This window comes from Enterococcus sp. UD-01 (genome assembly GCF_044909655.1).
Lineage (GTDB): Bacteria > Bacillota > Bacilli > Lactobacillales > Enterococcaceae > Enterococcus_L.
In genome coordinates this window covers 1-26,432 of sequence record NZ_JBIYEU010000010.1, presented here as the reverse complement: position 1 = coordinate 26,432, position 26,432 = coordinate 1, and the positions used below count along the sequence as shown (strand labels likewise).

Annotated in this window: 24 protein-coding genes, 1 tRNA gene and 1 other annotated feature; of the genes, 22 read left to right on the top strand and 3 right to left on the bottom strand. The window is 39.6% G+C overall.

Annotation, left to right across the window (positions count from 1 at the left end; genetic code table 11):
* From ABH902_RS09620 to upp, 3 genes are all read left to right on the top strand, one after another.
* Complete coding sequence (locus ABH902_RS09620) at positions 1-1,038, top strand: L-threonylcarbamoyladenylate synthase (protein ID WP_404590588.1); 1,038 nt, start codon at positions 1-3, stop codon at positions 1,036-1,038.
* A 54-nt stretch (positions 1,039-1,092) separates the two neighbouring features.
* Positions 1,093-2,331: a serine hydroxymethyltransferase gene (gene glyA / locus ABH902_RS09615; protein ID WP_404590504.1), complete on the top strand. Its 1,239-nt coding sequence runs from the start codon at positions 1,093-1,095 to the stop codon at positions 2,329-2,331.
* Positions 2,332-2,410: 79 nt separating this feature from the next.
* Positions 2,411-3,040: a uracil phosphoribosyltransferase gene (gene upp, locus ABH902_RS09610; protein WP_154774895.1), complete on the top strand. Its 630-nt coding sequence runs from the start codon at positions 2,411-2,413 to the stop codon at positions 3,038-3,040.
* Between the two features lie 155 nt (positions 3,041-3,195).
* On the opposite strand, the gene ABH902_RS09605 is transcribed toward upp, so the two are convergent.
* Entirely contained in the window at positions 3,196-3,432 is a 237-nt protein-coding gene (locus ABH902_RS09605; RefSeq protein WP_404590503.1) for a hypothetical protein, read from the bottom strand.
* Between the two features lie 137 nt (positions 3,433-3,569).
* Here ABH902_RS09605 and ABH902_RS09600 point away from each other — a divergent pair.
* The 4 genes from ABH902_RS09600 to ABH902_RS09585 all read left to right on the top strand — a co-directional run bounded on the left by ABH902_RS09600 (position 3,570) and on the right by ABH902_RS09585 (position 7,654).
* A tRNA-Thr gene (locus ABH902_RS09600) sits at positions 3,570-3,642 on the top strand.
* A 234-nt stretch (positions 3,643-3,876) separates the two neighbouring features.
* Positions 3,877-5,778 (top strand): VaFE repeat-containing surface-anchored protein, encoded by a 1,902-nt coding sequence (locus ABH902_RS09595; protein ID WP_404590502.1) that lies wholly within the window; start codon positions 3,877-3,879, stop codon positions 5,776-5,778.
* Positions 5,779-5,835: 57 nt separating this feature from the next.
* Positions 5,836-6,435, top strand: coding sequence for a MerR family transcriptional regulator (locus ABH902_RS09590; RefSeq protein ID WP_404590501.1), 600 nt, complete (start codon positions 5,836-5,838; stop codon positions 6,433-6,435).
* A 292-nt stretch (positions 6,436-6,727) separates the two neighbouring features.
* Positions 6,728-7,654 (top strand): FAD:protein FMN transferase, encoded by a 927-nt coding sequence (locus ABH902_RS09585; RefSeq protein WP_404590500.1) that lies wholly within the window; start codon positions 6,728-6,730, stop codon positions 7,652-7,654.
* Between the two features lie 26 nt (positions 7,655-7,680).
* Here ABH902_RS09585 and ABH902_RS09580 read toward each other — a convergent pair whose 3' ends face one another.
* Complete coding sequence (locus ABH902_RS09580) at positions 7,681-8,616, bottom strand: LysR family transcriptional regulator (protein ID WP_404590499.1); 936 nt, start codon at positions 8,614-8,616, stop codon at positions 7,681-7,683.
* Positions 8,617-8,874: 258 nt separating this feature from the next.
* On the opposite strand from ABH902_RS09580, the gene ABH902_RS09575 reads away from it, so the two are divergent.
* From ABH902_RS09575 to ABH902_RS09505, 15 genes are all read left to right on the top strand, one after another.
* Positions 8,875-9,501 (top strand): NADPH-dependent FMN reductase, encoded by a 627-nt coding sequence (locus tag ABH902_RS09575; protein ID WP_404590498.1) that lies wholly within the window; start codon positions 8,875-8,877, stop codon positions 9,499-9,501.
* The gene (locus tag ABH902_RS09570) at positions 9,498-11,924 is read left to right on the top strand and encodes a flavocytochrome c (protein WP_404590497.1); all 2,427 of its coding nucleotides are present in this window, start codon (positions 9,498-9,500) and stop codon (positions 11,922-11,924) included. The genes ABH902_RS09575 and ABH902_RS09570 overlap by 4 nt, the downstream gene beginning before the upstream one ends.
* Before the next feature lie 31 nt (positions 11,925-11,955).
* Complete coding sequence (locus ABH902_RS09565) at positions 11,956-13,185, top strand: OFA family MFS transporter (RefSeq protein WP_404590496.1); 1,230 nt, start codon at positions 11,956-11,958, stop codon at positions 13,183-13,185.
* Between the two features lie 199 nt (positions 13,186-13,384).
* On the top strand, positions 13,385-14,569 hold the full coding sequence (locus tag ABH902_RS09560; protein WP_404590495.1) for an FtsW/RodA/SpoVE family cell cycle protein: 1,185 nt from the start codon (positions 13,385-13,387) through the stop codon (positions 14,567-14,569).
* Positions 14,570-14,587: 18 nt separating this feature from the next.
* Positions 14,588-14,944, top strand: a complete 357-nt coding sequence (locus ABH902_RS09555; RefSeq protein ID WP_404590494.1) for an arsenate reductase family protein — start codon at positions 14,588-14,590, stop codon at positions 14,942-14,944.
* Entirely contained in the window at positions 14,944-15,279 is a 336-nt protein-coding gene (locus tag ABH902_RS09550; RefSeq protein ID WP_404590493.1) for a glycine cleavage system protein H, read from the top strand. Before ABH902_RS09555 ends, ABH902_RS09550 begins: the two co-directional genes overlap by 1 nt.
* 52 nt (positions 15,280-15,331) lie before the next feature.
* Positions 15,332-15,572: a binding site (T-box leader), on the top strand.
* Between the two features lie 700 nt (positions 15,573-16,272).
* Positions 16,273-17,310 (top strand): methionine ABC transporter ATP-binding protein, encoded by a 1,038-nt coding sequence (locus ABH902_RS09545; protein ID WP_404590492.1) that lies wholly within the window; start codon positions 16,273-16,275, stop codon positions 17,308-17,310.
* Between the two features lie 49 nt (positions 17,311-17,359).
* Positions 17,360-17,989: a methionine ABC transporter permease gene (locus ABH902_RS09540; RefSeq protein WP_404590587.1), complete on the top strand. Its 630-nt coding sequence runs from the start codon at positions 17,360-17,362 to the stop codon at positions 17,987-17,989.
* A gap of 21 nt (positions 17,990-18,010) precedes the next feature.
* On the top strand, positions 18,011-18,862 hold the full coding sequence (locus tag ABH902_RS09535) for a MetQ/NlpA family ABC transporter substrate-binding protein (RefSeq protein ID WP_404590491.1): 852 nt from the start codon (positions 18,011-18,013) through the stop codon (positions 18,860-18,862).
* Positions 18,863-19,182: 320 nt separating this feature from the next.
* Positions 19,183-19,953 carry a Fe-S cluster assembly ATPase SufC gene (sufC, locus tag ABH902_RS09530; RefSeq protein WP_404590490.1) on the top strand — a complete coding sequence of 257 codons (771 nt, stop codon included), beginning with the start codon at positions 19,183-19,185 and terminating at the stop codon, positions 19,951-19,953.
* Positions 19,954-19,968: 15 nt separating this feature from the next.
* Entirely contained in the window at positions 19,969-21,255 is a 1,287-nt protein-coding gene (gene sufD / locus ABH902_RS09525) for a Fe-S cluster assembly protein SufD (RefSeq protein ID WP_404590489.1), read from the top strand.
* Entirely contained in the window at positions 21,252-22,487 is a 1,236-nt protein-coding gene (locus tag ABH902_RS09520) for a cysteine desulfurase (RefSeq protein WP_404590488.1), read from the top strand. The genes sufD and ABH902_RS09520 overlap by 4 nt, the downstream gene beginning before the upstream one ends.
* The gene (gene sufU, locus ABH902_RS09515) at positions 22,474-22,938 is read left to right on the top strand and encodes a Fe-S cluster assembly sulfur transfer protein SufU (protein WP_404590487.1); all 465 of its coding nucleotides are present in this window, start codon (positions 22,474-22,476) and stop codon (positions 22,936-22,938) included. Before ABH902_RS09520 ends, sufU begins: the two co-directional genes overlap by 14 nt.
* A gap of 51 nt (positions 22,939-22,989) precedes the next feature.
* A complete protein-coding gene (sufB, locus tag ABH902_RS09510) occupies positions 22,990-24,384 on the top strand; it encodes a Fe-S cluster assembly protein SufB (RefSeq protein ID WP_404590486.1) in 1,395 nt (464 codons plus the stop codon).
* Positions 24,385-24,437: 53 nt separating this feature from the next.
* Positions 24,438-25,721: an FtsK/SpoIIIE domain-containing protein gene (locus ABH902_RS09505; protein WP_404590485.1), complete on the top strand. Its 1,284-nt coding sequence runs from the start codon at positions 24,438-24,440 to the stop codon at positions 25,719-25,721.
* A 69-nt stretch (positions 25,722-25,790) separates the two neighbouring features.
* Here ABH902_RS09505 and ABH902_RS09500 read toward each other — a convergent pair.
* The coding region (locus ABH902_RS09500; protein WP_404590484.1) for an IS3 family transposase at positions 25,791-26,432 on the bottom strand (642 nt) is incomplete at its 5' end.

Sequence of the window (26,432 nt, the reverse complement as noted above, 5' to 3'; positions counted from 1 at the left end):
ATGAAAACGAAGCGAATAACAGCTGATGAAATCAAGCAGGCAGCTCAATTACTGCTTCAAGGAGAACTAATTGCGTTTCCGACTGAAACTGTATACGGTCTAGGGGCAAACGCATTGGATGAAGCAGCAGTCAAAAAGGTTTACGCTGTCAAAGGACGTCCCAGTGACAATCCGTTAATCGTTCATGTTTCAAGCTTTGATATGGTAAAAAAATATGTAGCAGACTTTCATCCCGCAACGCAAAAGCTGGTGAATACATTTTGGCCGGGACCTTTAACTTTAATTTTCAAGGTAAACCCTGGGACCTTTTCCAAGGTAGTAACAGGTGGACTGGAAACAGTCGCCTTTCGGATGCCGAATAATGCGACAACGCTTGAGCTAATTAAGCAAGCAGGTGTGCCATTAGTTGGTCCTAGCGCCAATACTTCTGGGAAGCCTAGTCCGACTACCGCCCAGCATGTCTTTCATGATCTGCAAGGGAAAATTGCCGGAATTGTTGATGATGGACCTACGCAAATTGGGGTGGAATCAACGGTTCTTGATCTGACAGCAGAAGATGGTTTTCCAGTCATTCTAAGACCAGGAGCAGTGACTCAAAGCGCCCTCCAGAAGCTTATAGGACAAGTGTCTATTGATCAGCATCTGCTCAGTGAAAAAGAAGCACCGAAAGCGCCCGGCATGAAATACAAACATTATTCACCAGATGTGCCGGTGTGGATCGTTGAGGGAGACGAGCAGGTTTTTCGACAAGCAATTAACTGGGCAAAAGCAAATAAGCAAAAAATCGGTCTATATGCGAATGACGATCTTACTCAGAGGTTTACCGATGAAGCAAAGGCTGTATTCTCTTTTGGCGAGAACAAGGTTGAAGAGGCGACTAAGCTGTTATTTGCTGGCCTTAGAGCGTTGGACGAGCAGGAAATTGATCTGATTTTTGCACAAGCCTTTCCAGAAATTGGTCTGGGATCTGCTTACATGAATCGTTTAAAAAAAGCGGCCAATCAAAAAGTTTTAAAAAAAGATTCAATTTTTGAGTAGAGAGTATTTAAGTATGATACAATCGATGTAACTAAGTGAAATGGAGGTTTGTTTATGGATTATAAAACGTTTGACCCTGATTTATGGGAAGCCATCGCAAAGGAAAACGAGCGACAAGAAAATAATTTAGAGCTGATTGCTTCGGAAAATGTTGTGTCAAAAGGGGTAATGGCTGCACAAGGGAGTATTTTGACCAACAAATATGCAGAAGGCTATCCTGGCAAGCGTTATTATGGCGGTTGCGAATTTATTGATATTGTGGAAAATTTGGCTATTGACCGGGCAAAAGAATTGTTTGGGGCAAAATTTGCCAACGTTCAGCCGCATTCCGGCTCTCAAGCAAACACAGCGGCGTATCTTTCATTAATTGAACCCGGCGATACAGTTTTAGGGATGGATTTGTCTGCGGGAGGACATCTTACTCACGGCTCGCCAGTAAACTTTAGCGGTAAAACCTATCATTTTGTCAGCTACGGTGTTGATCCTACGACAGAAGTGATTGATTACAATGTCGTACGAATTTTAGCACGTGAGCATCAGCCAAAGCTGATTGTGGCAGGAGCAAGTGCCTATTCACGAACTATCGATTTTGCTAAATTCCGTGAAATCGCGGATGAAGTAGGCGCAAAATTAATGGTAGATATGGCGCATATTGCCGGATTAGTAGCGGCTGGTCTGCATCCAAGTCCAGTGCCGTATGCTGATATTACCACATCAACGACCCATAAAACCTTGCGCGGACCGCGCGGTGGGTTAATTTTAACCAATAACGAAGAGTTAGCCAAAAAAATCAACAGCAATATATTCCCTGGCATTCAGGGCGGACCTTTGGAGCATGTGATTGCCGGTAAGGCAGCCGCATTTAAAGAAGCATTAGCGATTGAATTTAAAGAATACAGTGAACAAGTGATTGAAAACGCCAAAGCAATGACTAAGGTCTTCAATCAAACGCCTGAAGCACGCTTGATCAGCGGCGCGACAGATAATCATTTACTGTTAATTGATGTGACAGGTTTCGGCCTGAACGGCAAAGAAGCTGAAGCAGTTTTAGATAGCGTGAATATTACCGTGAATAAAAATTCGATTCCTTTCGAACAGCTTAGTCCCTTCAAAACAAGCGGTATCCGGATTGGCACACCGGCCATTACGACGAGAGGTTTTAAAGAAGACGATGCAGTAGAAGTTGCGAAATTAATCGTCAAAGTATTAAAAGAACCTGAAAATGAAGCCACACTTTCCGAAGTTCAAGCATCAGTAAAAGAATTAACTAAAAAATATCCGCTTTATAATTAAAAGTTTCGAGTGATTGACTAGTCAATCGCTCGTTTTTGTTTTACAATAGGAAGGAATAAATTATAGAAGGAGAATGAACATGGGAAAATTCCAAGTAATCGATCATCCATTGATTCAACACAAATTAACAATCATTAGAGATAAGGATTGTGGAACGAAGGTTTTTCGTGAAGTCGTGAATGAGATTGCGATGCTAATGGCTTATGAAGTATCTAGAGATATGCCATTAGAAGACGTTGTTATTGAAACGCCTATTTGCAAATCAACCCAAAAAACTTTATCTGGTAAAAAGGTAGCCATTATTCCTATTTTACGTGCAGGTATTGGGATGGTAGATGGTATTTTGGAATTGATTCCAGCAGCTAAAGTAGGACATATCGGTTTATACCGTGATCACGATACATTAGAGCCTGTAGAATATTTCGTAAAAATGCCGGAAGACATTGATGCACGTCAATTATTTGTGGTAGATCCAATGCTTGCGACAGGCGGTTCTGCTATTATGGCGATTGATGCATTAAAAGAACGCGGCGGCAGCAATATTAAATTCGTTTCATTGGTAGCTGCTCCAGAAGGCGTGAAAGCTTTACAAGAAGCACATCCGGATATTGATATCTATACAGCCGCTTTAGACGAAAAATTAAACGAAGACGGCTATATCGTTCCAGGTTTAGGCGATGCGGGCGACCGTTTATTCGGCACAAAATAAAAGATAATACACGAAAACCGTCCGGTGTACCTCTTGCACCGCACGGTTTTTATAAATAAAAAAAGGTGTGAGCCAAAAGTAAAAATACTTTTGTTTCACACTTTAAATCAACAGAGAAAATGACATTGTCGATGGTTCACATTCATCTTTGTCCTTTAAAGTTTTTGCAGCTTTTTGTAGTTAATGACAATCACACCGTTGCTTTTCGCAATTAAATCAGTGTTTTCAGCGTTCTCATCAATCTCAACAACAGCAGAATTGCTTAATTGCTTCGTAATGGTACCAGTCTGCTGCTGACCATGCATCAAGAAAGTGACCTGAGTATCAACCGTGAATAAATCTCCTTCAGAAGAAGGCACAACAGGACGATTAAAGTTACCGAAATTAGACATTCATAAAAACTCCCTTTCTTAACCTAATCTTATTATAGCACAAATGAAAGAAAATTTCAGAAAGCGGATTTAATTGAAAAAAACTTCTTTTTTGCCTTTACAAATAATCACATTCGTTTTATAATTTTGTTTGTGTCGCCAGCTTAGCTCAGTTGGTAGAGCAACGCACTCGTAACGCGTAGGTCGTAGGTTCGATCCCTATAGCTGGCATAAATGAAAAAGACAGATATACCGATTTTTTATGATTGGTATATCTGTCTTTTTATTTTCAAAAAGTTTTTTTAATCCGGTTATTTCTTTTAATTCATTAAGATACTCGATATCCAAGTTGAAAATTACTCTTGCATGTAACGTAACGTAATAGGTTATTGTTTTAGTAACACTAGGTTATATAAAGGTGTGTGACTAAAAATAATGATAAAAATTACGTTAGGAGATGGAACCATGAAACATTTGGCTAAGGCTTTAAAATTAGTAATTATGCTAGTGATTCTTTCAGGAAATTTTGTACCTTTATGGAAAACAGTTCACGCTGATACTCAAGAACGTATCCAAGTAAAGAAGATAAAGAGCTTAGATAAAATAGACGTGAATTTAAAGAATTGGGAGGATTATACTGAAGATAATAAGATGAGCTTGATGAAAAATAGTGCGACAGGAGATGCAGTATTTTGCATAGAGCCTAAAAAGGAGTACCCTTCCAACAACAGCTATTTAACGGTAAAATCACGATTAGAAAATAAACGTATTGCAAATTTAATTTTAAACTACCAAAATCAAAAAGAATATATTTCTCATTTGGATGAAGACGCCCAATATGCAGCTACTCAATGTGCCATTTTTTATACAGTTTCTGGAGATAGCGATGATTTAGAGGTAGATCCTATTGTCGAGAAATTAATTAACTACGCCGATAGCTTGGCAGATCCTATTGAGAAAATAAATAATTTTAACTTAAAGCTTGAATCGGAAAATCAGGAATTAGTTAAAAATGGTGATAAATATACAGCAAACTATTCAATCGATACGGAAGCAGGCATACTTGCTGATACGCAAGTTGCTATAAAAAGTAACAATCAGGAAGCGCAGTCTAAAGCCGTTTACACCATCAAAAACAAACAGTTGGAAATTAGTTTGCCTGAAGAGGTAGTAAATAAAACACAAACAAAAATAGAGCTTGAAATTAGTCTTACTACAAAATTAGTTGGTATGTTACAGCTGTCCGGTTATTTAGCTCCCGATCAAGCTTCAAGGCAGCATATGGCAACGATACAAGCTTTTCAGATGACGAGCAGTAGATTGTACTCAGCCAACGCCAAAGCAGAGGTGCCAGAAAAGCCAAGTGTACCGGAAATTAAAACAAATGCAACAAATGCCAAGGACAATACAAAAATAATTCCCGCCGAAGAAAAAGTACAAGTCAAAGACGTTGTAACCTACAAAAATCTGATCCCCGAAAAAGAATACGAGCTGCATGGAAAACTAATGGATAAAGAAACGGGTAAAGCTTTGCTTATTCAAGGCAAAGAAGTCACGGCCAACAAAAAATTCACAACGATAAACGCTACAGGAGAAGAAGCCTTACTGTTTGAATTTAATGCCTCTGCCTTGCAGGGTAAAAAGATCGTGGTATTCGAAGAGCTAAAACAAGACGGTAAACAAATAGCCGTTCATAATGACATTACCGATAGTAACCAAACAGTGACAGTCCCGAAAAAACCAAAAGTACCCGAAGAACCAAGAAAACCAAAGCTTCCGGAAATCCAAACAAATGCAGCCAATGCTAAAGACAACACGAAAATAATTCCCGCCGAAGAAAAAGCGCAAGTCAAAGACGTTGTCACTTATAGAAATCTGATTCCCGGAAAAGAATATGAGCTACAGGGAAAATTAATGGACAAAGAAACGGACAAACCTTTGCTTATTCAAGGCAAAGAAATAACTGCCAGTAAAAAATTCACACCGACAAACGCAGCGGGAGAAGAAGCTTTACTGTTTGAATTTAATGCCTCTGCCTTGCATAATAAGAAGATCGTGGTTTTCGAAGAGCTAAAACAGGAAGGCAAACAAGTAGCCGTCCATAACGACATTACGGATAGTAACCAAACAGTGACCATCCCGGAAAAATCAAAGAACCCGGAAGAACCAAGAAAACCTAGTGTGCCGGAAGATCCAAGTATACCAAGAATACCAGCACAAAAAATCAATAAAGGGTATAAAAATACACTATTGCCAACCACTGGAGAATCAAAAACCAGCTTTTTCATATTTTTAGGGTTATTTTTCATTGCCTTATCTGTTATATTATTAAACTATAAACAACTAATAGGGAAAAATAAAAAATAATCGTATTTTTTTAGAATAATCAAAGGGAGCTATTCCGCGTTTAATATCCAGAAGGGAATGAACGAGATGATATCTATAACAGAATTGACCAGAATGTTTAATATTACGACTAGAACGATACGTTATTATGAAGAAATCGGACTAATGGAATGCCCTGTAAGATCGAACGGAATCAGACATTATGAGAAAGACGCTGTCGTGAAAAGAATCAATGAAATACTTTTTTTAAAATCGCTGGGATTCAAATTATCAGATATTCGGTTCATTTTAAACAATTCTCTCTATATAAAACCCATATTAATGAACATTCGACTTAGCTTAATTTATAAGCAAATTGAGAAATTAAGAGCAGAATCGCTTCATTTAAAGCAAAAATTAGCTAATTATAACTGGCAAGAAATAATAATCAATAATGAATCTATATTAAGAGACATGGAGAAAAGTTACTCAGATCTGTTATTAATTGAGGAGCAAATAACGAGCAGAGAACAGGTGACGAAAAAAGATGCGGTTTTATTTGTAGAATATTATAAAAAATGGCATGAAGAAATGGGAATGACTATGTCAGAAGAACATTTGAGGTTGCTTGCGTTTAATCCAGAAATCCAGATTAGATGTGAAAAAGTCAAAGAATTATTCATAAAATATTTTGAATAACCGCTAAAATTTACTTTTTGCGCTTTATTTTAAGGTTGCTTTAAGTTTGGCTAGTTAGGATGTACTTAACCCTAATAAACTAATTTTTTCATTTTCATTGGAGACTGAGCTAGGCACTTTTTACGTGTCTGGCTCAGCTTCTTTTTTAGATTTTAAGAGGAAAGTGGTCGGCTGTTGCTCTATTTTTAAGCACAGGGTATACTTTCATTATCACTAATTATTTAAATGATAAAGATCGTTTTTGGTTGTTATAGATAAGATGATGAATGGCGCAAAGAAAGAAGTGAAGGCAATGAATGAAGGAAAAAGAACGCTCCAGCTAATGGGGACCGTGATTCAAATTTGGGTGCAGCACGAAACACCTGAGCTTTTATTAGCGGAAGCGGAGCAACGATTAATAGATTATGAAAAAAGATTCAGTGCCAATGATCCCCATTCTGATTTAATGAAAATTAACAAACAAGCAGGAAAAGCGCCGGTAAAAACCCAGCCTGATTTATATGAATTAATCAAAATCGGCAAACAGCAAAGCTTAGTTGAAAACAGCTTTTTAAATATTGCGATTGGACCACTGATTCAAGCTTGGCGTATCGGTTTTGCGGATGCAACGCATCCTTCTGCCGAGCAAATAAAAGAGCTGTTGCCATTGATTCGTCCGGAAGATATTCTATTAAACGACGCAGAAGCCAGTGTCTTTCTTAAGCAGCCCAAGATGGCGATTGATCTTGGCGCTTTAGCAAAAGGGTACTTTGCGGATCGAATCATTCAGTATTTCCGGCAGACAGGTGCGCAGGCCGCATTTATTGATTTAGGTGGTAATGTCTTAACCTACGGTGAAGCGCCTAATCATGCAGATGGCTATTGGCGCGTGGGTATTCAAAATCCTATGCTTCCGCGCGGGAATCAGGCAGCAATCATCAAGGTTAAAAATCAATCCGTCGTGACTTCAGGGATTTACGAAAGAAAGTTTGAATGGCAGGGCAAAACCTATCATCACATTTTCAGCAGTAAAACCGGTTATCCAATGCAAACAGATCTTGCAAGCTTAACAATTGTTTCTGATTTGTCACTGGATGGAGAAATTTGGACAACGCGTTTATACGGCTGGTCGGCTGCTGAAATTATTGTTTATCTTACGTCAGTTAAAGATATTCAAGGGTTGGTTATCACGACAGACGGGCGCATGGCCTTTACACCAGACTTAAATATGGCAAATTAAAAAGAGGAATCGTTCGATTCCTCTTTTTAATGTTTAGTGAGCGCGAATTCTACCTGCTGCAGGAAACAGTCAACAAATTCTTTTTCAGCAGACATTAAGGTTTTCTCGGAAGAATGAGCAATAAAATAATCCAGCGATAACAGCTCCAGAGGCATTGGATAAAGATTGTACTGACCGTCTGTTTTTGATACTTGCACACTTTCCGGAATGAAGGTAATGCCTAGATCTTGCTTTGCCAGCTCTAGAACGGTGAAAATATTGTTGCTTTCTAAAAGAATGGCAGGCTGAATTTTATGCTTTTGCAGCAAATAGTCAATTTGGCGCCTAATAGCAGAACCCCGTGTCGTTAAAATCAGCGGTTCCTGAAGCAATTGCTTTAGCGAAAGTGCATCAGACTTTAATAGAACCTTGTTTTTTTTATAAAGCGGTGAACGTTTAGGAATCACAGCATAGTAGCCATGCGGACCGCGATTATAAATAGTAAGATTAGGCGAGATTGTTTCGGGATTTTGACCAATAAAAAAATCAAGCTCTTTTGCCAGAATTTTTTCTTCATTTTCTTCGGGCATGGCTTCTATCAACTGAATATTAATTTGTGGATGGCTCTGCATAAAAGTCGGTAAAAATAAAGGCAACAAATAAGTACCTAAACTGGATAAAATACCTACACGAATTACTGTCTGGCTTTGGGGCGCGTAGGACGACAGTTTTTTGCGAAATTGATCTTGCTCGGTTTCCAAAGATCTTAAATATTGGTAATAAACCTTACCCGCTTCCGTCAGTTGCAAAGGAGACGAGTGCCGATTAATAATATCAATTCCAAGCTCCAGTTCAACTTTTTTGATCGTTTGCGTAAGATAAGGTTGAGAGATGTAAAGATCCTTCGCGGCTTTCGTGTAATTACTGTGTTTTAAAAGCATATCGAGATACTGCAGCATATTAGGCGAATAGATATAAGTCATTGATTCACTCCCGCATCTTTTTTTCTCATTATAACAAAATACTTATCGTTTGATAATTAAATAAATATTTCACAAATAGATTATTCTGATTTAAACTAACCATACAAAGAGAAATTATCACATGAATTCTTTTTAAATCGGCGTTTAATCTATTTTTTACAAATAGTTACTCAAAATAATTAAGAATTTATCCCCACTGCTTTCTCATTTTTTTAAGCAGTCATGTGTATAATTTCACAATAGAAAGGAAGACAATTTATGAAATTTATCGGAATTGTAGGAACGAATTCTGCTCGTTCAACGAATCGTAGCTTACTACAGTTTATGAGTAAGCATTTCACTGAAACTGCTGACATTGAGGTATGCGAAATCAAGGATTTTCCAGCATTTAATGAACCAAAAGATAAAACAGTACCAACGGCTATCAAAGCATTGTCTGACAAAATCAATGAGGCAGATGGCGTTATTATTAGCACGCCTGAATACGATCATTCGATTCCAGCCGTATTAAAAAGCTTAATTGAGTGGTTGTCCTACACGACACGCCCATTGATTGACAAACCAGTGATGATTGTCGGTGCCTCTCATGGATCACTTGGTTCTTCCAGAGCGCAGGCACATTTACGCCAAATTTTGGATGCACCTGAACTTAAAGCGCGTATTATGCCGGGTTCTGAATTTTTATTGGGACACTCATTACAAGCGTTTGATGAAAATGGCGGATTAGTTTACCCGGAAAAAGTCACAGAATTAGAAGAATGCTTTGAAGAATTTTGTCTATTTGTGTCAATTACAAATCAGTTAATCAAAGATCACCGTTTTAATACAGAACAAAAAAGAAAATTTACCTGGGAACAACTTGCTGATGGAGGAGAAAACCAATGAAAGTTATAGGAATCGTCGGTACGAATGCACAAGAATCATATAATCGATTGCTTTTACAATTTATGCAGAAACAATTTAAGAATAAAGCAGAAATCGAAATTTTAGAATTAACCAATGTGCCAATGTTTAATGAAACAGAAGATCAGTCAGATAGTGCGCTGATTCAGGAATTTAACCAAAAAATTACAGAAGCGGATGGTGTGATCATTGCAACGCCGGAGCATAACCATTCTATTCCTTCAGCGTTAAAAAGCATTCTTGAGTGGCTTTCTTTTAACCTACATCCGTTTGACGGTAAGCCAGTGATGATTGTTGGGGCTTCTTATGATGTTCAAGGCTCATCACGGGCACAGCTGCATTTACGTCAAATTTTAGATGCACCTGGTGTGAATGCAACGGTTATGCCGGGGTCGGAGTTCTTATTGGGACGTGCGCATCAAGCCTTTGATGAAAATGGCAATCTTAAGGATGAACGTACTATTGACTTCTTGGAAAGTTGCTTCTGGCGTTTTCTTCGTTTTGCTGAAGTGGCGAATTTATTAAATATTCCCGAAGAAGTTACGTTTGAACCGGGAGATTATCAGGTAACAGCACCTGGACATAACGGCGATCTACCAATGGTTGTTACATTAACAACGGATCGAATTGAGTCGATTGATATTGACACGTCAGGAGAATCTGAAGGCATCGCGGATGTAGTCTTTACTAGAATCCCTACCCAAATTCTTGAAGGTCAAACCTTAAATGTGGATGTTCTTTCCGGAGCATCAGTTACAAGCAATGGTGTGATTGACGGGGTAGCGAAGGCTGTTAAAATGGCCGGCGCTAATCCTGACGTGCTTAGAAAACGTCCGAAAGCTCCAAGTGCCATTGCAGCAGATGCCGAATATACAACGGATGTCGTAGTTGTCGGTGCCGGCGGAGCAGGCTTAGCAGCTGCAGCCAGCGTTTTACAAGAAGGCAAAAATGTGATTGTTGTTGAAAAATTCCCAGCAGTTGGCGGCAACACAGTGCGAACTGGTGGACCAATGAACGCAGCCGATCCTGCTTGGCAAAATACCTTCGATGCTATCCCGGGAGAGAGCCATACATTAGAAGAAATGGCAGCCATCGATGAACAGAAGATCGACCCGGAATATTTAGAAGATTTCCGTACTTTAAAACAACAAATTAATGAATATTTAACTGAAAATAAAGGCAAAACGGGCTACCTGTTCGATTCTGCTATTTTTCACCGGATGCAAACCTATCTTGGCGGAAAACGGACGGACCAACAAGGCAACGTGATTTATGGACAGTATGATCTAGTAAAAATTCTTACCGATCAAGCGCTTGATTCTGTAAAATGGCTGGAAGAAGTCGGTGTTGAGTTTGATACAGAGGATGTTACTATGCCGGTCGGCGCGTTGTGGCGTCGCGGACACAAGCCTTTAAAAAATGAAGGTTATGCGTTTGTTTCAGCGTTACAAAACTTTGTGGAAAACAATGGCGGAACGATCATTACGGATACAGCAGTGAAAGAGCTGATCATTGAAAATGGCAAAATTACCGGTGTTATTGGTTCTGGGATCAGTGGACAGACCGTGACAGTTCATGCGAATGCAGTTGTACTTGCTTCCGGCGGCTTCGGTGCCAATACGAAAATGCTAAAAGAATACAATACTTACTGGACACAAATTGATGATGATATTAAAACGTCAAATTCACCGGCAATTACAGGGGACGGAATTCGTCTGGGACAGAGCGCCGGCGCCGATCTTGTAGGTATGGGCTTTTCACAAATGATGCCGGTCTCTGATCCAGAAACTGGTGCGTTATTTAGCGGTCTGCAAGTACCACCGCAAAACTTTGTGATGGTCAATCAAGCAGGCAAACGCTTTGTCAATGAATACGGCAGTCGGGATGCGTTAACACAAGCAGCGATTGACAATGGCGGACTGTTCTATCTGATTGCAGATAATGAAATCAAAAAAACAGCGTACAACACAACGCCGGAAAAAATTGAACGTCAGGTAGCCGCTGGGACATTATTCCGTTCTGATACACTGGAAGGCTTGGCAGAACAACTTGGTATGGATCCTGAAGTCTTTGTAGACACAATTAATAAATACAATAGCTATGTTGAGCAAGGGCACGATCCTGAATTCGGCAAAGATGTATTTGATTTGAAGGTAGCTGTAGCACCGTTTTACGCAACACCAAGAAAACCAGCCGTTCACCACACAATGGGTGGCTTGAAAATTGATACCGAAACACATGTTTTAGATCAAACAGGCAAGGTTATTCCAGGTCTATATGCTGCAGGTGAAGTAGCTGGTGGGATTCATGCCGGAAATCGTTTAGGCGGAAATTCTTTAACTGATATCTTTACTTTTGGTCGAATTGCCGGCAAAACAGCATTGAAGGACACAAACGCTGAATAAGCGACTGAAGGATAATTGAGGAGGATTAAAGATGAATTCTAATGTAAAACGATGGCAAGTGTTGTTTGGGTCAACCGCAGTTTTGCTCTGTACAGGAGCTGTTTATGCCTTTAGTGTGTTTGCAGGACCGTTAAGCGCGGCCAAGGGCTGGACAATGGCTGAAATTATGCTGGCGTTCACGATTAATGCAGCGATTGGGCCGATTCCCATGATTTTTGGTGGCTTTTTGACGGATCGAGGTCTGGCCAAATGGGCGATCATTATTGGAGGATTATTATTTGGCGCAGGTTTTCTATTGACAGGCTTTGTAACTAGTACTGGCATGCTTTACCTAACGTATGGCCTTATTGCCGGCTTTGGTCAAGGCTTAGCTTATTCAGGATGTCTCAGCAATACGATTAAGCTGTTTCCTGACAAAAAAGGCTTAGCTTCTGGGATTATCACGGCAGGTATGGGTGGTGCAGCGATTATTGCTGCACCGATCGGCAACTATTTTGTTGAAAATCATAACGTATTTTATGCGTTCCGTTTATTAGGAATTGCTTATATTATCGTTATTGTCATCGCCAGTCTTTTTATTAAAACGGCACCGGCTAATTATCAGCCTGCCGGCTGGACTCCACCAGAAGTAAAACGTGGCGGCAAATTGGCAAATAAGAACTGGAAAAAAATGCTGCAAACACCTTATTTTTATTTAATTTTCTTTATGCTTTGTACGGGCGCATTTTCCGGATTAATGATTGCTTCCAATGCAGCGGTTATCGGGCAGCAAATGTTTGGCTTAAGTGCTGGAACAGCGGCTTTTTATGTTAGCTTGTATTCCTTCAGTAACTGTGCTGGAAGAGTCGTCTGGGGCACTGTTTCAGATCGCCTAGGACGCAATAGAACCTTGAGTATCATTTTAGGTGTGATCATTCTTGCTTTAATTGTGCTGACTATTTTGTCTTCTCAATTTGGTTTCGCAGTAGGCATTATAGCCCTAGGACTTTGCTTTGGCGGTGTTATGGGTGTCTTTCCGCCTGTGGTTATGGAGAATTATGGTCCTGTCAACCAAGGAGTAAATTACGGAATCGTATTTGTGGGCTATTCCACCGCAGCCTTTTTTGCGCCAAAAGTAGCTGTTAATATGGCGGCTGCAAATGGCGGCAGTTTCACAAACGCCTTTTACGTAGCGATTGTCGTTGCCGGAATCGGCTTGATTTTAAACATCATCTATAGCTATTTGAAAAAAGCAGAGGCAAGTAAAGCAATTGAAGCTTAAAAATTATAAATCGGAACAAGAGGTGCGCCTTTTGTTCCGTTTTTTTTATTTTAATGAAAAAGTGAGCGTAATCTGTAAGCTGTATATTCAGATAAAGGCATTCTCTAAAGTTTTTCCAAAATCATTCAGTCTATACTTTCTTTTCTTAACATGGAAAGTTATAATAAAAGGCGTATGATTTAAGGAAAAGGGATGACGAATGAATAAAAAATTTATGAATAATCTAGATAATAGGATTGATTACGGCGTTATTTTGCCAGTCTTTTTACTTTCGATCATCGGGATACTCTCGCTTTATGTCGCTCTAAATAACGACCCGATCCGGCCGGAAATCGGCAATATGCTGATGAAGCAAGGCTTATGGTATTTGGTGGGCGGCGTTAGTATCGTGATCGTGATGCATTTCAGTTCAAAGCTGCTTTGGCGCTTAACACCTATTTTTTATGTAATTGGTCTAATTATGATGGCCTTGCTCTTGAAATTTTATGATCCATATCTGGAATCACAAACAGGTTCGAAAAACTGGATCAGCATTGGTGGCACGACGTTCCAGCCTTCCGAATTGATGAAGGTCGCCTTTATTTTAATGCTGGCTTACGTTGTAACGATGCACAATGTTCGATATGTCAAGCGAACCATCAAGTCTGATTTTTGGTTAATTGGTAAGATGTTGCTGGTTACTTTGCCGGTTATTCTATTAATATTATTACAACAAGACTTTGGAACGATGCTGGTCTTTTTAGCCATTTTCGGCGGTGTCTTTTTAATGTCTGGTATTTCTTGGAAAATTATCATCCCGACATTCTTAGTCACTTTTCTGATCGGTGCCGGCACGATTTATCTTGTCACGACAGAAACAGGCCGCAACTTTCTTTATTCAACAGGGATTTTTCATTCGTATCAATTTGAGCGAATTGATTTATGGATAAATCCATTTCATAATGATCCCAATCGTTCCTTCCAGCCTGCCTATGCGATTACAGCAATTGGCTCCGGTGGACTTTTAGGGAAAGGCTTCAATAATATTGATGTCTATGTTCCGGTTAGAGAATCAGATATGATTTTTACAGTAGTCGGTGAAAACTTTGGTTTTATCGGTGGCTGCTTTATCATCTTGTTATATTTTATTTTAATTTACCGCATGATTCGTGTTTGTTTTGAAACGAATAATGAATTTTATGCCTATATTGCAACCGGCATAATTATGATGATTTTGTTCCACGTGTTTGAAAATATCGGCGCAAACATCGGTTTATTACCATTAACAGGGATTCCACTGCCATTTATTAGTCAAGGGGGTTCGTCCATTCTAGGAAATATGCTGGGCGTTGGTTTAATTATGTCGATGAAATATCAAAAGGAAGCAACTATTGCAAAATATTAATTGAAAGAAGGCGTTCATATGTATACATTTTTCTGGTACCCAAAATGCTCCACTTGTAAAAAAGCAAAGGCTTGGTTAGATGCGAATCAGGTGAAGTATGAAACAGTGGATATGATTCAAAATCCGCCGTCCGCTAAACAATTAGCCGACTGGATGGAGCAAAGCGACTTACCAATTCGTCGTTTCTTTAACACAAGCGGCGCTCGTTACAGAGAACAAGGCTTAAAAGACAAGGTTAACGATTTTTCAATTAAAGAAGCCAGTGAATTATTGGCAACCGATGGTATGTTGATTAAACGTCCGATTTTTGTAAAAGGCGATCAATTTTTAGCAAACGGCTTTAAAGAATCTGATTACGAAGGAGCGATTCAATAATGGCTGATGAACTGAAAATTATTGACGGTCTATGGATTTCAAAAACGAGTGAAGGCTACAAAATTGGTTTAACCAATGAAGCGCAGGAGGACTTAGGTAGCATTACCTTTGCTACCTTGCCGAAGGTTGGACAAACTCTAAAAAAAGGCGATTCGCTGATTGAAGTAGAAGCCGAAAAAGCTGTCAGTGAATTCAGCTCGCCAATTGGTGGAACAGTTGTTGCTATCAACGAAGCAGCAACAAACGAGCCAAGCCTCTTGGATGATGCAGACCAAACCAAAGCTTGGATCGCTATTTTAACAAATGTCGATGAAGCTCAACTGAACGAAGCATAAAAATGATTGACAAGCCTTGAGGTTGTTGCTATAATTTCTTCATTATTATAATGTGAAAGCTTTGAAAAGAAGAGTACATGTCAAAAAGGTTTAAAGAGAGCCCTGTTCGCTGAAAATGGGCAACACGATTGAGATGGAAGATGGTCTTTGAGCAGAATAAGTGAGCGTCAGTGAACTTATTACGGGAGTGCCCGTTACAGCGCACCAGTATAAAAAAGTACTGGATGAGACTATTATTGTGAAATAATGGTGAATTAAGGTGGTAACACGAAAGACAAGCTTTCGTCCTTTGTCAGAAACATAAGACAAAGGGCGGAAGCTTTTTGCTGTGAATCACTGCGATTGCCTACGGCAAAGCAGATGATGAACAGTACTTGGCGAACGGAGAGAGCGAAGTCCCCACAGTCCCGAATCACTGCGATTGCCTACGGCAAAGCAGATGATGAACAGTACTTGGCGAACGGAGAGAGCGAAGTCCCCACAGCCGCGAATCACAGCGATTGTCTACGGCAGAGCATCTGATGAACAGTACTTGGCGAACGGAGAGAGCGAAGTCCCCACAGCCCCGAATCACAGCGACTGGCCAAGCCAGAGCAGCTGATGAACAGTACTTGGCGACCGAAGAGAGCCAAGTTTCCAAAGCCTCGAATCACTACGACTGGTCAAGCCAGAGCATCTGACGAACAGTACTTAGTGAACGAAGAGAGTGAAGCCATCCAAGTGCCGAAGCCCTCCGACTGCCAAAGTCAAAGCAGCAAATGAATAGTTTTTAACAATTTACACAGAGCAAATAAAGACCAACAAGCAACGAACAAAAGGTCCAAAATCATAACAACACGTTCTTATGAACTCCATGCTAAATTCATCACCAGCTTATTTTATTCACTGTGGTTCTATAGGAAGAAGCTTTACATTCAACAAGAAATAAGCATTTATTCAGCAATTATGTAGTATAATAAACGAAGCAAAACAAAAGAAAGCGGAGGGGAAAAGATGCCTCTAATCGAATTACAACATGTCAAAAAACAGTTTTCCGGAAAAAACGGCCAGGTCACTGCCGTAAACGATGTATCTTTATCAGTTAATCAAGGCGACATCTACGGTATTGTCGGTTACTCTGGTGCAGGAAAAAGCACTCTTGTCCGTTTGCTGAATGGTTTAGAGCTGCCAACAGACGGTGAAGTGATTATCCAAGGTCAAAATGTCGCGAAAATGACAAACAGCGAATTACGCCAATTTCGTAAAAAAATCGGGATGATTTTCCAACATTTCAACTTGTTATGGTCAAGAACTATTTTAGAGAATATCATGCTGCCGCTGGAATTAGCCAAGGTTCCAAAGAAAGAAAGAGAAGCTCGGGCACAAGAGCTATTAGCTTTAGTAGGCCTTGAAGGACGCGGCGATGCTTATCCCAGCCAATTATCCGGCGGGCAAAAGCAGCGTGTGGGGATTGCCAGAGCCTTGGCGAATAACCCGGAAATACTTTTATGTGATGAAGCAACTAGCGCTTTAGATCCTCAAACTACAGATGAGGTCTTAGATTTATTACTGGAAATTAACAAGACGTTAAAACTAACGATTGTTTTAATTACCCATGAAATGCATGTGATTCGTAAGATTTGCAACAAGGTGGCAGTGATGGAGCTAGGTCAAATTGTTGAAGAAGGGGATGTACTGCAGGTCTTTAAACATCCACAACAGGCGGTCACCAAACGCTTTGTTCAACAAGAATTGGAGCCGGAAGAAGACACCAAAGAGTTACTAAATGAGCTTATTAAAGAAAATCCGGCAGGTCTTGTGGTGACACTCCAATTTAAAGGAGATAATGCCAATGAGCCCGTAATATCACAAGCAATTCGTCAATTTGCAGTAGATATTAATGTGGTTCAAGGTCAAGTGCAGCAGGCAAAAGAAGGAGCTTTCGGAACATTAACGGTGATGGTTACGGGTGCTTCAGCTGAAATAGAAAAGGCACTTGCCTTTTTCAACGAAAAAGAAGTGGGTTTGGAGGTGATTCATCGTGGCGAATGAATCATTTGTAGAAAAGTATTTGAATTTTAGTCGGGTTAATCCAGAATCAATGAAGCAAGCAGCTGTTGATACTATTTTTATGACAATCATTGCGATGATTTTTGTAATTATCATAGGTTTTTTGTTGGGACTGCTTTTGTATAGTTTGAGTCGGAAAAAGTCACCGGCTGCAAAGCTTTGTTACAGCATTTTATCCATTGTCAGCAATATTTTCCGCTCTATTCCTTATATCGTGTTGATTATTCTATTGATGGATTTTTCAAGGAAATTAGTAGGAACAGGAATCGGAGCAAAAGCAGCCATACCATCGTTGATCGTGTCTGCTGCGCCGTTTTACGCGCGGCTGGTGGAAATTGCTTTTCGTGAGGTGGATAATGGTGTTCTTGAAGCGGCGGATGCTATGGGAGCGTCCAAACTTCAACGGATTTTTAAAGTATTGATTCCCGAAAGTACACCTGCTTTGCTTTCAGGCGTGACCTTAACAACGATTACGATGATCGGTTTTACCGCAATGGCCGGCATTATCGGCGGCGGCGGTCTTGGCGGACTAGCTTACCAAGAAGGCTTTAGCCGCAACAACAATACGGTTACATTAGTGGCAACAATTTTAATTTTGGTTCTAGTGTTTATCATTCAATTCGTGGGTGATCAATTGGTAAAACGTTCAGATAAACGATAAAAACAAATGGAGGAATGTACAATGAAAAAGAAATTATTCGGTTTAGCAGCATTGGCAGTTGTCGCATTAGGGTTAGTGGCTTGTGGTGGTAGCAACAGTAAAACAGATGAGAGCAGTAAAAAGGCAGATTCAGATAGTTCATCTGTTTTGAAGGTTGGCGCTTCTGCTTCACCACATGCTGAAATTTTGGAGCAGGTCAAACCGATCCTCAAAAAAGAAGGCATTGATTTAGAAATTGTTCAATTTGACGATTACATTTTGCCAAACAAAAACTTGGCGGAAGGTGACATCGATGCGAACTACTTCCAGCATATTCCTTATTTTAACCTGCAAGTAAAAGAAAACAACTATGATTTTGTCAACGCAGGTGGCATCCACATCGAACCTATGGGCTTGTATTCTAAACGAATCAAAGACATTAAAGACTTAAAAGATGGTGCAACAATTATTACGTCTAATTCAGAATCTGACTGGGGTCGCATTATTACTATTTTACAGGACGCTGATTTAGTGACAGTCAAAGACGGCGTTGATTTAGAAACAGCGACTTTTGATGATATTGATAAAAACCCTAAAAATTTGAAATTTATCTATAACATTAATCCGGAAGTTTTAGCGACAACTTACAACAATGATGAAGCGGATTTGGTGGCGATCAATGCAAACTTTGCATATAGCGCTGGGTTAAATCCGTTAAAAGACTCTGTGTTGCTTGAAAAAGACAATTCACCATACGTGAATATCGTGGCTGTTCGTTCAGAAGATAAAGATAATGACAAGATTAAAAAATTAGTTGATGCATTACACAGCAAGGATGTACAAGACTGGATTCTTAAAAAATGGGATGGTTCTGTAAAACCAGTGGATAAATAAAAAGAGCTATTAATATAGAAGCAAAAGTGTGAAGTGAAAGGGCAAGTCTTTTACTTCACGCTTTTTTTGTTGAAAATGGCTTGTTCACAAAGTTCAAGAACGTGTCGTTTAGTAGTCCTTTCTCTTTACCTTTTAACCGTGAAATAAGGCAGCTTAAAAATAATCTTTACTTTAGAAATATTCTAATTAAGTCTGCTCTTTCACAAAGAAAACCTCGTTTTATTAAGAATTATTCTAGTAAAGACATTGCTTATCATTCTCAATTAGGATAAAATGAATGAGAACGATAAAATACTATTTTAAGTTGGAGGGAATCATACATGTCCGTTTTAGAGATTAAAAATTTACACGTATCAATTGAAGATAAGAAGATTTTAAAAGGGGTTAACCTGACGATGAAAACGGGTGAAATCCATGCGATCATGGGACCTAACGGAACTGGTAAATCTACATTGTCTGCTGCGATCATGGGAAACCCGAACTACGAAGTAACTGAAGGCGAGATTCTTTTTGACGGAGTAAATGTATTAGACCTTGAAGTTGACGAACGTGCTCGTTTAGGACTATTCCTTGCTATGCAATACCCAAGTGAAATTCCGGGTATTACCAATGCTGAATTTATGCGCGCCGCAATTAATGCGAAGCGCGATGAAGACGATAAAATTTCTGTGATGCAGTTCATTAAAAAATTAGATAAAAAAATGCAGCTGTTAAACATGCCCGAAGAAATGGCTGAACGTTACTTAAACGAAGGCTTTTCCGGTGGAGAGAAAAAACGCAATGAAATTCTGCAATTATTAATGCTAGAACCAACCTTTGCTATTTTAGACGAAATCGATTCCGGTTTGGATATTGACGCCTTGAAGGTTGTCTCAAAAGGCGTAAACGAAATGCGCGGCGAAAACTTTGGCGCGCTAATCATCACGCATTATCAGCGCTTACTAAACTATATTACACCTGATGTTGTTCATATCATGATGGAAGGCCGTGTTGTAAAAACCGGCGGAGCAGAACTGGCAAAACGTCTAGAAGCTGAAGGCTATGCCGGCATCAGTGAAGAATTAGGTATCGAATACAAAGAAGAAGCGTAAGGGAGGACAAGATAAATGAAAGACCTAACAACAGCAAATTATCTTGACGACATCAAAGCTTTTTCAGCTCGTAATGAAGAACCTTCATGGATGACCGACTTACGTGCAGCGGCTTTAGAAAAAGCTGAAAACTTAGCATTGCCAAAAATCGATCGGGTAAAATTTCACCGCTGGCCATTATTCAATGTAAACACTGAAGAATATACACCGCAAGCGTTAAATGTTCCCAGCTTTGATGCAATGAAAGATAATCCGGTGATTGTCCAGCAAGGGTCTGTCACAGCCTTTGAACAGCTTTCAGCAAAATTAGCTGAACAAGGTGTGATTTTTACGGACATGTTTACTGCGTTGCAAGAGCACGGTGATTTAGTCAAAGAATATTATATGAATAAAGCTGTGGCAATGGATGAAGATAAATTAACGGCGTTTCATACCGCTTTTATGAACAGTGGCGTTTTTCTTTATGTGCCAAAAAATGTTGTAATTGAAGAACCGCTTGAAGCGATTTTTATTCAAGATTCAGACAGCGTACAGCCCTTCTTTAAACATGTTTTAATCGTAGCGGACGAGCATAGTGAATTTAGCTATTTAGAACGATTCCAAACTATCGGCGAAGGTAAAGCAAAAGTTTCGGCAAATATAGTTGTCGAAGTCATTGCGAAAGCAGGCGCCAAAGTGAAATATTCTGCGGTAGACCAATTAGGTGTAAACTTAACGACTTATATGAACCGCCGAGGTCATATTATGCGCGATGCGTCGATTGACTGGGCACTTGGTGTAATGAATGATGGTGACGTGGTTGCTGATTTTGATTCAGATTTAGTAGGTGAAGGCTCTCACTCAGAAGTTAAGGTTGTGGCCATCAGCGCGGGCAAACAAACACAAGGAATTGATACACGTGTAACCAATAAAGCTTCTCATTCTGTGGGTCACATTTTACAGCATGGTGTAATTCGTGAACGCGGTACCTTGACCTTCAATGGCATTGGTCATATCTTAAAAGGGGCTAAAGGAGCAGATGCGCAACAAGAAAGCCGTGTCCTGATGCTTTCTGATAAAGCGCGTGGCGATGCGAACCCCATTTTATTGATCGATGAAAATGAAGTAACTGCAGGACATGCAGCCAGTGTCGGTCGTGTCGATCCAGAAGAAATGTACTATTTGATGAGTCGTGGTTTGCGCAAAGAAGAAGCAGAACGTCTAGTAATCCGTGGCTTCTTAGGCTCTGTAATTACAGCAATCCCGGTCAAAGAGGTTCAGACCGAGTTTGTAGAGGTTATTGAAGGGAAGTTGAATGCATGATAAACGCAGATAAGATTCGGCAACAATTTCCCATCTTGTTTCAAGAAGTAAATGATGAGCCGCTCGTTTATCTGGATAATGCAGCAACTACTCAAAAACCAAAAGCAGTTTTAGATAAACTGACTTATTATTACGAACATGATAACGCCAATGTCCACCGCGGCGTGCATACCTTAGCTGAACGGGCAACAAAAGATTATGAAGCGGCTCGTGAAAAAGTTAGAGCTTTTATCAATGCCAAAGAAACAGCCGAAACGTTATTCACACGAGGCACAACGACTAGCTTGAACTGGGTCGCAAAAAGCTATGGTGATCTGGCGGTAGCAGCTGGTGATGAAATCGTGATCTCATACATGGAGCACCATTCAAACATCATTCCGTGGCAGCAGTTAGCTGAACGTAAAGGGGCAACGTTGAAATACATTGATATTACAGCAGACGGTTTTTTAGATATGGAAAGCGCAAAACAACAAATCACGGATAGAACTAAGATCGTTTCTATCGCTCATGTCTCTAACGTCCTAGGTGTGACCAATCCAGTTAAGGAACTAGCTGAATTAGCGCACAGTCATGGTGCTGTCTTAGTTGTCGATGGTGCGCAAGCTGTTCCTCATATGTCGGTGAATGTTCAAGCTATCGATGCAGACTTTTACGCTTTTAGCGGACATAAAATGTGCGCCCCAACTGGAATTGGTGTACTATATGGAAAACGAGAATTGCTGGAGAAAATGGAACCCATCGAATTTGGCGGGGAAATGATCGATTTTGTGAATTTACATGATAGCACATGGAAAGAATTGCCATGGAAGTTTGAAGCAGGAACGCCTAATATTGGCGGCGCGATCGCATTGGGTGCTGCAATCGATTTTCTCAATGAGATCGGTTTGAACAATATCCATCAACATGAAGCTGAATTAGTAGAATATGTGTTACCAAAATTGTTAGCGATCGATGGTCTAACGGTGTATGGTCCACAAGATCCTGCGCATCATACAGGTGTGATCGCATTTAATTTAGATGGACTGCATCCTCATGATACAGCGACGGCTTTGGATATGGAGGGTGTGGCAGTTCGGGCAGGACATCATTGTGCCCAGCCATTACTGAAATATTTAGACGTAGCAGCAACAGCTAGAGCTAGCTTTTATCTCTATAATACAAAAGCAGATGCGGATCGATTGATCGAAGCAATTTTAGCGACAAAGGAGTTTTTCCAACATGGCTCTCTCTAAATTAGATAATTTATACCGTCAAGTGATCTTAGACCATTCAAGTCACCCGCACCATCATGGCAGCTTGGATGCGTCAAGTCAAACAATCGAAATGAACAATCCGACGTGCGGTGATGTGATCGAATTACAGCTGGATATCCAAGATAATATCATCAAAGATATTGCTTTTAACGGTAGCGGGTGTTCAATTAGTACTGCAAGCGCCAGCATGATGACCGATGCAGTCATCGGCAAAACCTTAGCTGAAGCAGAGCAGCTTGCGGAAGATTTCTCGCAATTGGTACAAGGCAATGAGGTATCCGATGAAGAAAAACTGGGTGATGCAGCGATGCTTGGCGGTGTAGCGAAATTCCCGGCTCGGATCAAATGCGCCACATTAGCGTGGAAAGCATTAGAGCAAGCAGTGGAAAATGACGGACAAGGAAGTGCAGGGCAATTACACTGCGAATAGCAATAAGCAGTTTGGATTCAGTAAGGAATCAAGAAAAGGACGTGAGATAATTTGAGTACTGTACCAGAGTTAGAAGAATATAAATTTGGTTTCCACGATGATGTGAAACCGATCTTCAGTACGGGAGATGGACTAACAGAGGAAGTCGTTAGAGAAATTTCACGTAAAAAAGAAGAACCAGAATGGATGCTAGAATTCCGTTTGAAATCATTAGAACAATTCAATAAAATGAAAATGCAGGAATGGGGACCAGATTTATCGGATATCGATTTTGATAAAATCAAGTATTTCCAAAGAGCTAGCGACAAACCTGCTCGTGATTGGGACGATGTACCAGATAAAATCAAAGAAACCTTTGAAAAAATCGGGATTCCAGAAGCTGAACGTGCTTACCTAGCTGGTGCTTCTGCCCAATACGAATCAGAAGTGGTTTACCACAATATGAAAGAAGAATTCCAAAAATTAGGAATCATCTTTACCGATACAGATTCAGCCTTGAAAGAATACCCTGATTTATTCAAGAAATACTTCTCAAAATTAGTACCACCAACAGACAACAAATTAGCAGCACTAAACTCTGCTGTATGGTCAGGTGGAACGTTTATCTATGTACCGAAAGGCGTTCGCGTAGACGTCCCATTACAAACCTACTTCCGGATCAATGCGGAAAATACAGGTCAATTTGAACGTACACTGATCATCGTGGATGAAGGCGCAAGTGTTCACTACGTAGAAGGCTGTACCGCACCTACGTATACAAGCAATAGCTTACACGCAGCGATCGTTGAGATCTTTACCCATAAAGATGCCTATACACGTTACACAACGATCCAAAACTGGTCAGATAACGTATATAACCTAGTAACCAAACGTGCCAAAGCTTACGAAGGAGCAACCGTTGAGTGGATCGATGGAAACCTAGGAGCAAAAGCAACGATGAAATACCCAAGTGTCTATCTAGATGGCAAAGGCGCACGCGGCACGATGCTATCAATCGCATTCGCCGGCGAAAACCAAATCCAAGACACAGGGGCAAAAATGATTCATAACGCACCAAACACATCAAGCTCGATCGTTTCAAAATCGATCGCCAAAGATGGCGGCGAAGTGAACTATCGTGGACAAGTAACCTTTGCCAAAGATAGTGCTGGTTCGATTTCACATATTGAGTGTGATACGATCATCATGGATGATAAATCGAAATCAGATACGATTCCGTTCAATGAGATCCATAACAGCCAAGTGGCCTTGGAGCATGAAGCGAAGGTTTCGAAGATTTCGGAAGAGCAGCTTTACTATTTGATGAGTCGTGGCTTGTCAGAACAAGAAGCGACGGAGATGATCGTTATGGGATTTGTAGAGCCGTTTACGAAGGAATTGCCGATGGAGTATGCGGTTGAACTTAATAGATTGATTAGTTATGAGATGGAAGGGTCTGTTGGGTAGACCTATAATAGAAGCTCCGAATGTTGATATAACAGCATTCGGAGTTTTTTATTTTGCCTGAAAATCTATTTAACTACGTCGTTAGCTACGAGTTAAAAATTTGCGTACTTAGCGAACTGGTTATGAGCATCATTTATATCATCGTCTGTAATGTGAGCTTAAATATTCATTTGAGACTAGATCAAACTTGGGAAGCGATAGAAAAGATTTTAGGTGTAACAATTGACTTCTATCATAAAGAGTATGATAGAGATCGAAGTATTTTGAAGATAAAAATACTAGATGTACAAAAGATAACTACAACTATTTCACAAGGATGTTCATCAGATGAATTGTTTAAAATGCTATATCTCTTACCCGCCCATAATTCACTTAGGAAAAATGTTTATGTTAGTGTTGAAGGATACTTGCATCAATATATTCCAGCACTACTATCTGCTGACTCAAGGCTAATGGAGGAATATGTAATGAATGATCCTCTACTGTTAAAAAAGATTAAGAATATTGTTCCAGAAAAAAATCCCGAATTTCAAGCAGAACAAATAATTCAAGTTAGTATTTTACCTTTATCAACTCAAAAAAAAGCACAACAATTCTTAGACCAAGTGTATAGAAATAGAAAAATGTGGAAATTTAGTGTGAGTAATGTTTCGGGGCAAGAGAAATTCCTTCAATTAAATTGCCGACTTATAGAAAATCAGACGGTTCAAAACATTGAAAAATTGAAGCCAGATATTGAAGCTCTATTTAGGTGTCAAGTGATTATTAAAGAACATGCTGACAGAGGTATTTTTACTTTAGTAGCTTTATTAAATGAAGAGCTATCTTCTTATGAAATGAGTATTGATGCACTGAATACGTATAATGCAGTTGGGGAGTTTTTTATTGGGGAAAGTTTAATGGGATCACTGTCTGCTAAATGGAATTTTCAAACGAATTTCTTTTGGGTAGCAGGGATGAGTGGAGCAGGGAAAAGTGTTCAAATTAAGAATATTTTAGCTCAGTTAGCTCAAATTTCGCAATACGATTTGGGTTTTGACTATACAACTATGTTTTTGACGTCTAGTTCTAAAATTGCTGATTTTATAGAATTTGAGAAAGCAGGAGCTTTTATTGCTTCTGGAATTAACTCTCATTTGAAGGTCTTTGAATACGTCTTAAAAGAGCTTGAAAGACGTGAAAGGTTGTTTTATGAGCTTCAAGTTGAAAACATTAAAGAATATAACGAGAAGCATTTACATGCTCCACTAAAACAAATAGTTTTATTAGCGGATGAATATGAAAATACTCGAAATGGGTTAGATAAAAAGCAAGGTGATTATGCAGAAAGATTGTAGTGACCCCAAAAAGTTAGACTTTTATGGAGTGGAAAAATCCACTCTTTTTTTATGCAATGAAACAGGTTGTTACATTCCCCTTTGTGCTGCTTCTCGAAACACCACTGGACTTTGATTATTTAATTTCCTTTTCATTCGTTCATGATTATAATACTGGATATAGTTTTCAATGGCTTGTTTCAGCTCATCAAAGCTGTGGTAGATTTCTCCATGAAACATTTCTTGTTTTAGTAAACTGAAGAAATTCTCCATCAAAGAGTTATCCAAACAATTCCCCTTTCGAGACATGCTTTGAAATATTTTATGTCTCTTCAGTTTATTTCTGTAAGCTCTCATTTGATAAGCCCACCCCTGATCTGAATGAAAGGTCCGACGGTAAGGGCAATCCATTGTAATCTGGATCGCTTCTTCCAACCCAGCCATTACAGCCAATGCGTTTGGTTTTTCTGAGATTCGATAGGACAGAATCTCACTATTATACATATCCATAAATGGATCTAAATAAAGCTTTTTCTGATGAATGATACCTTTGGTATCTAATTCAAAATACTTGAATTCTGTGGTGTCTGTCGTAATTTTTTGATGACAAATATTCGTATAGAAACGACGACGAAGTCGATTCCTTATAACCGTACCAAGTTGACCACGATAGGAACTATAACGTCGGGATTTTCGAGTATAAGAGCGGACTTCAATCCCCAGTTTACGAAT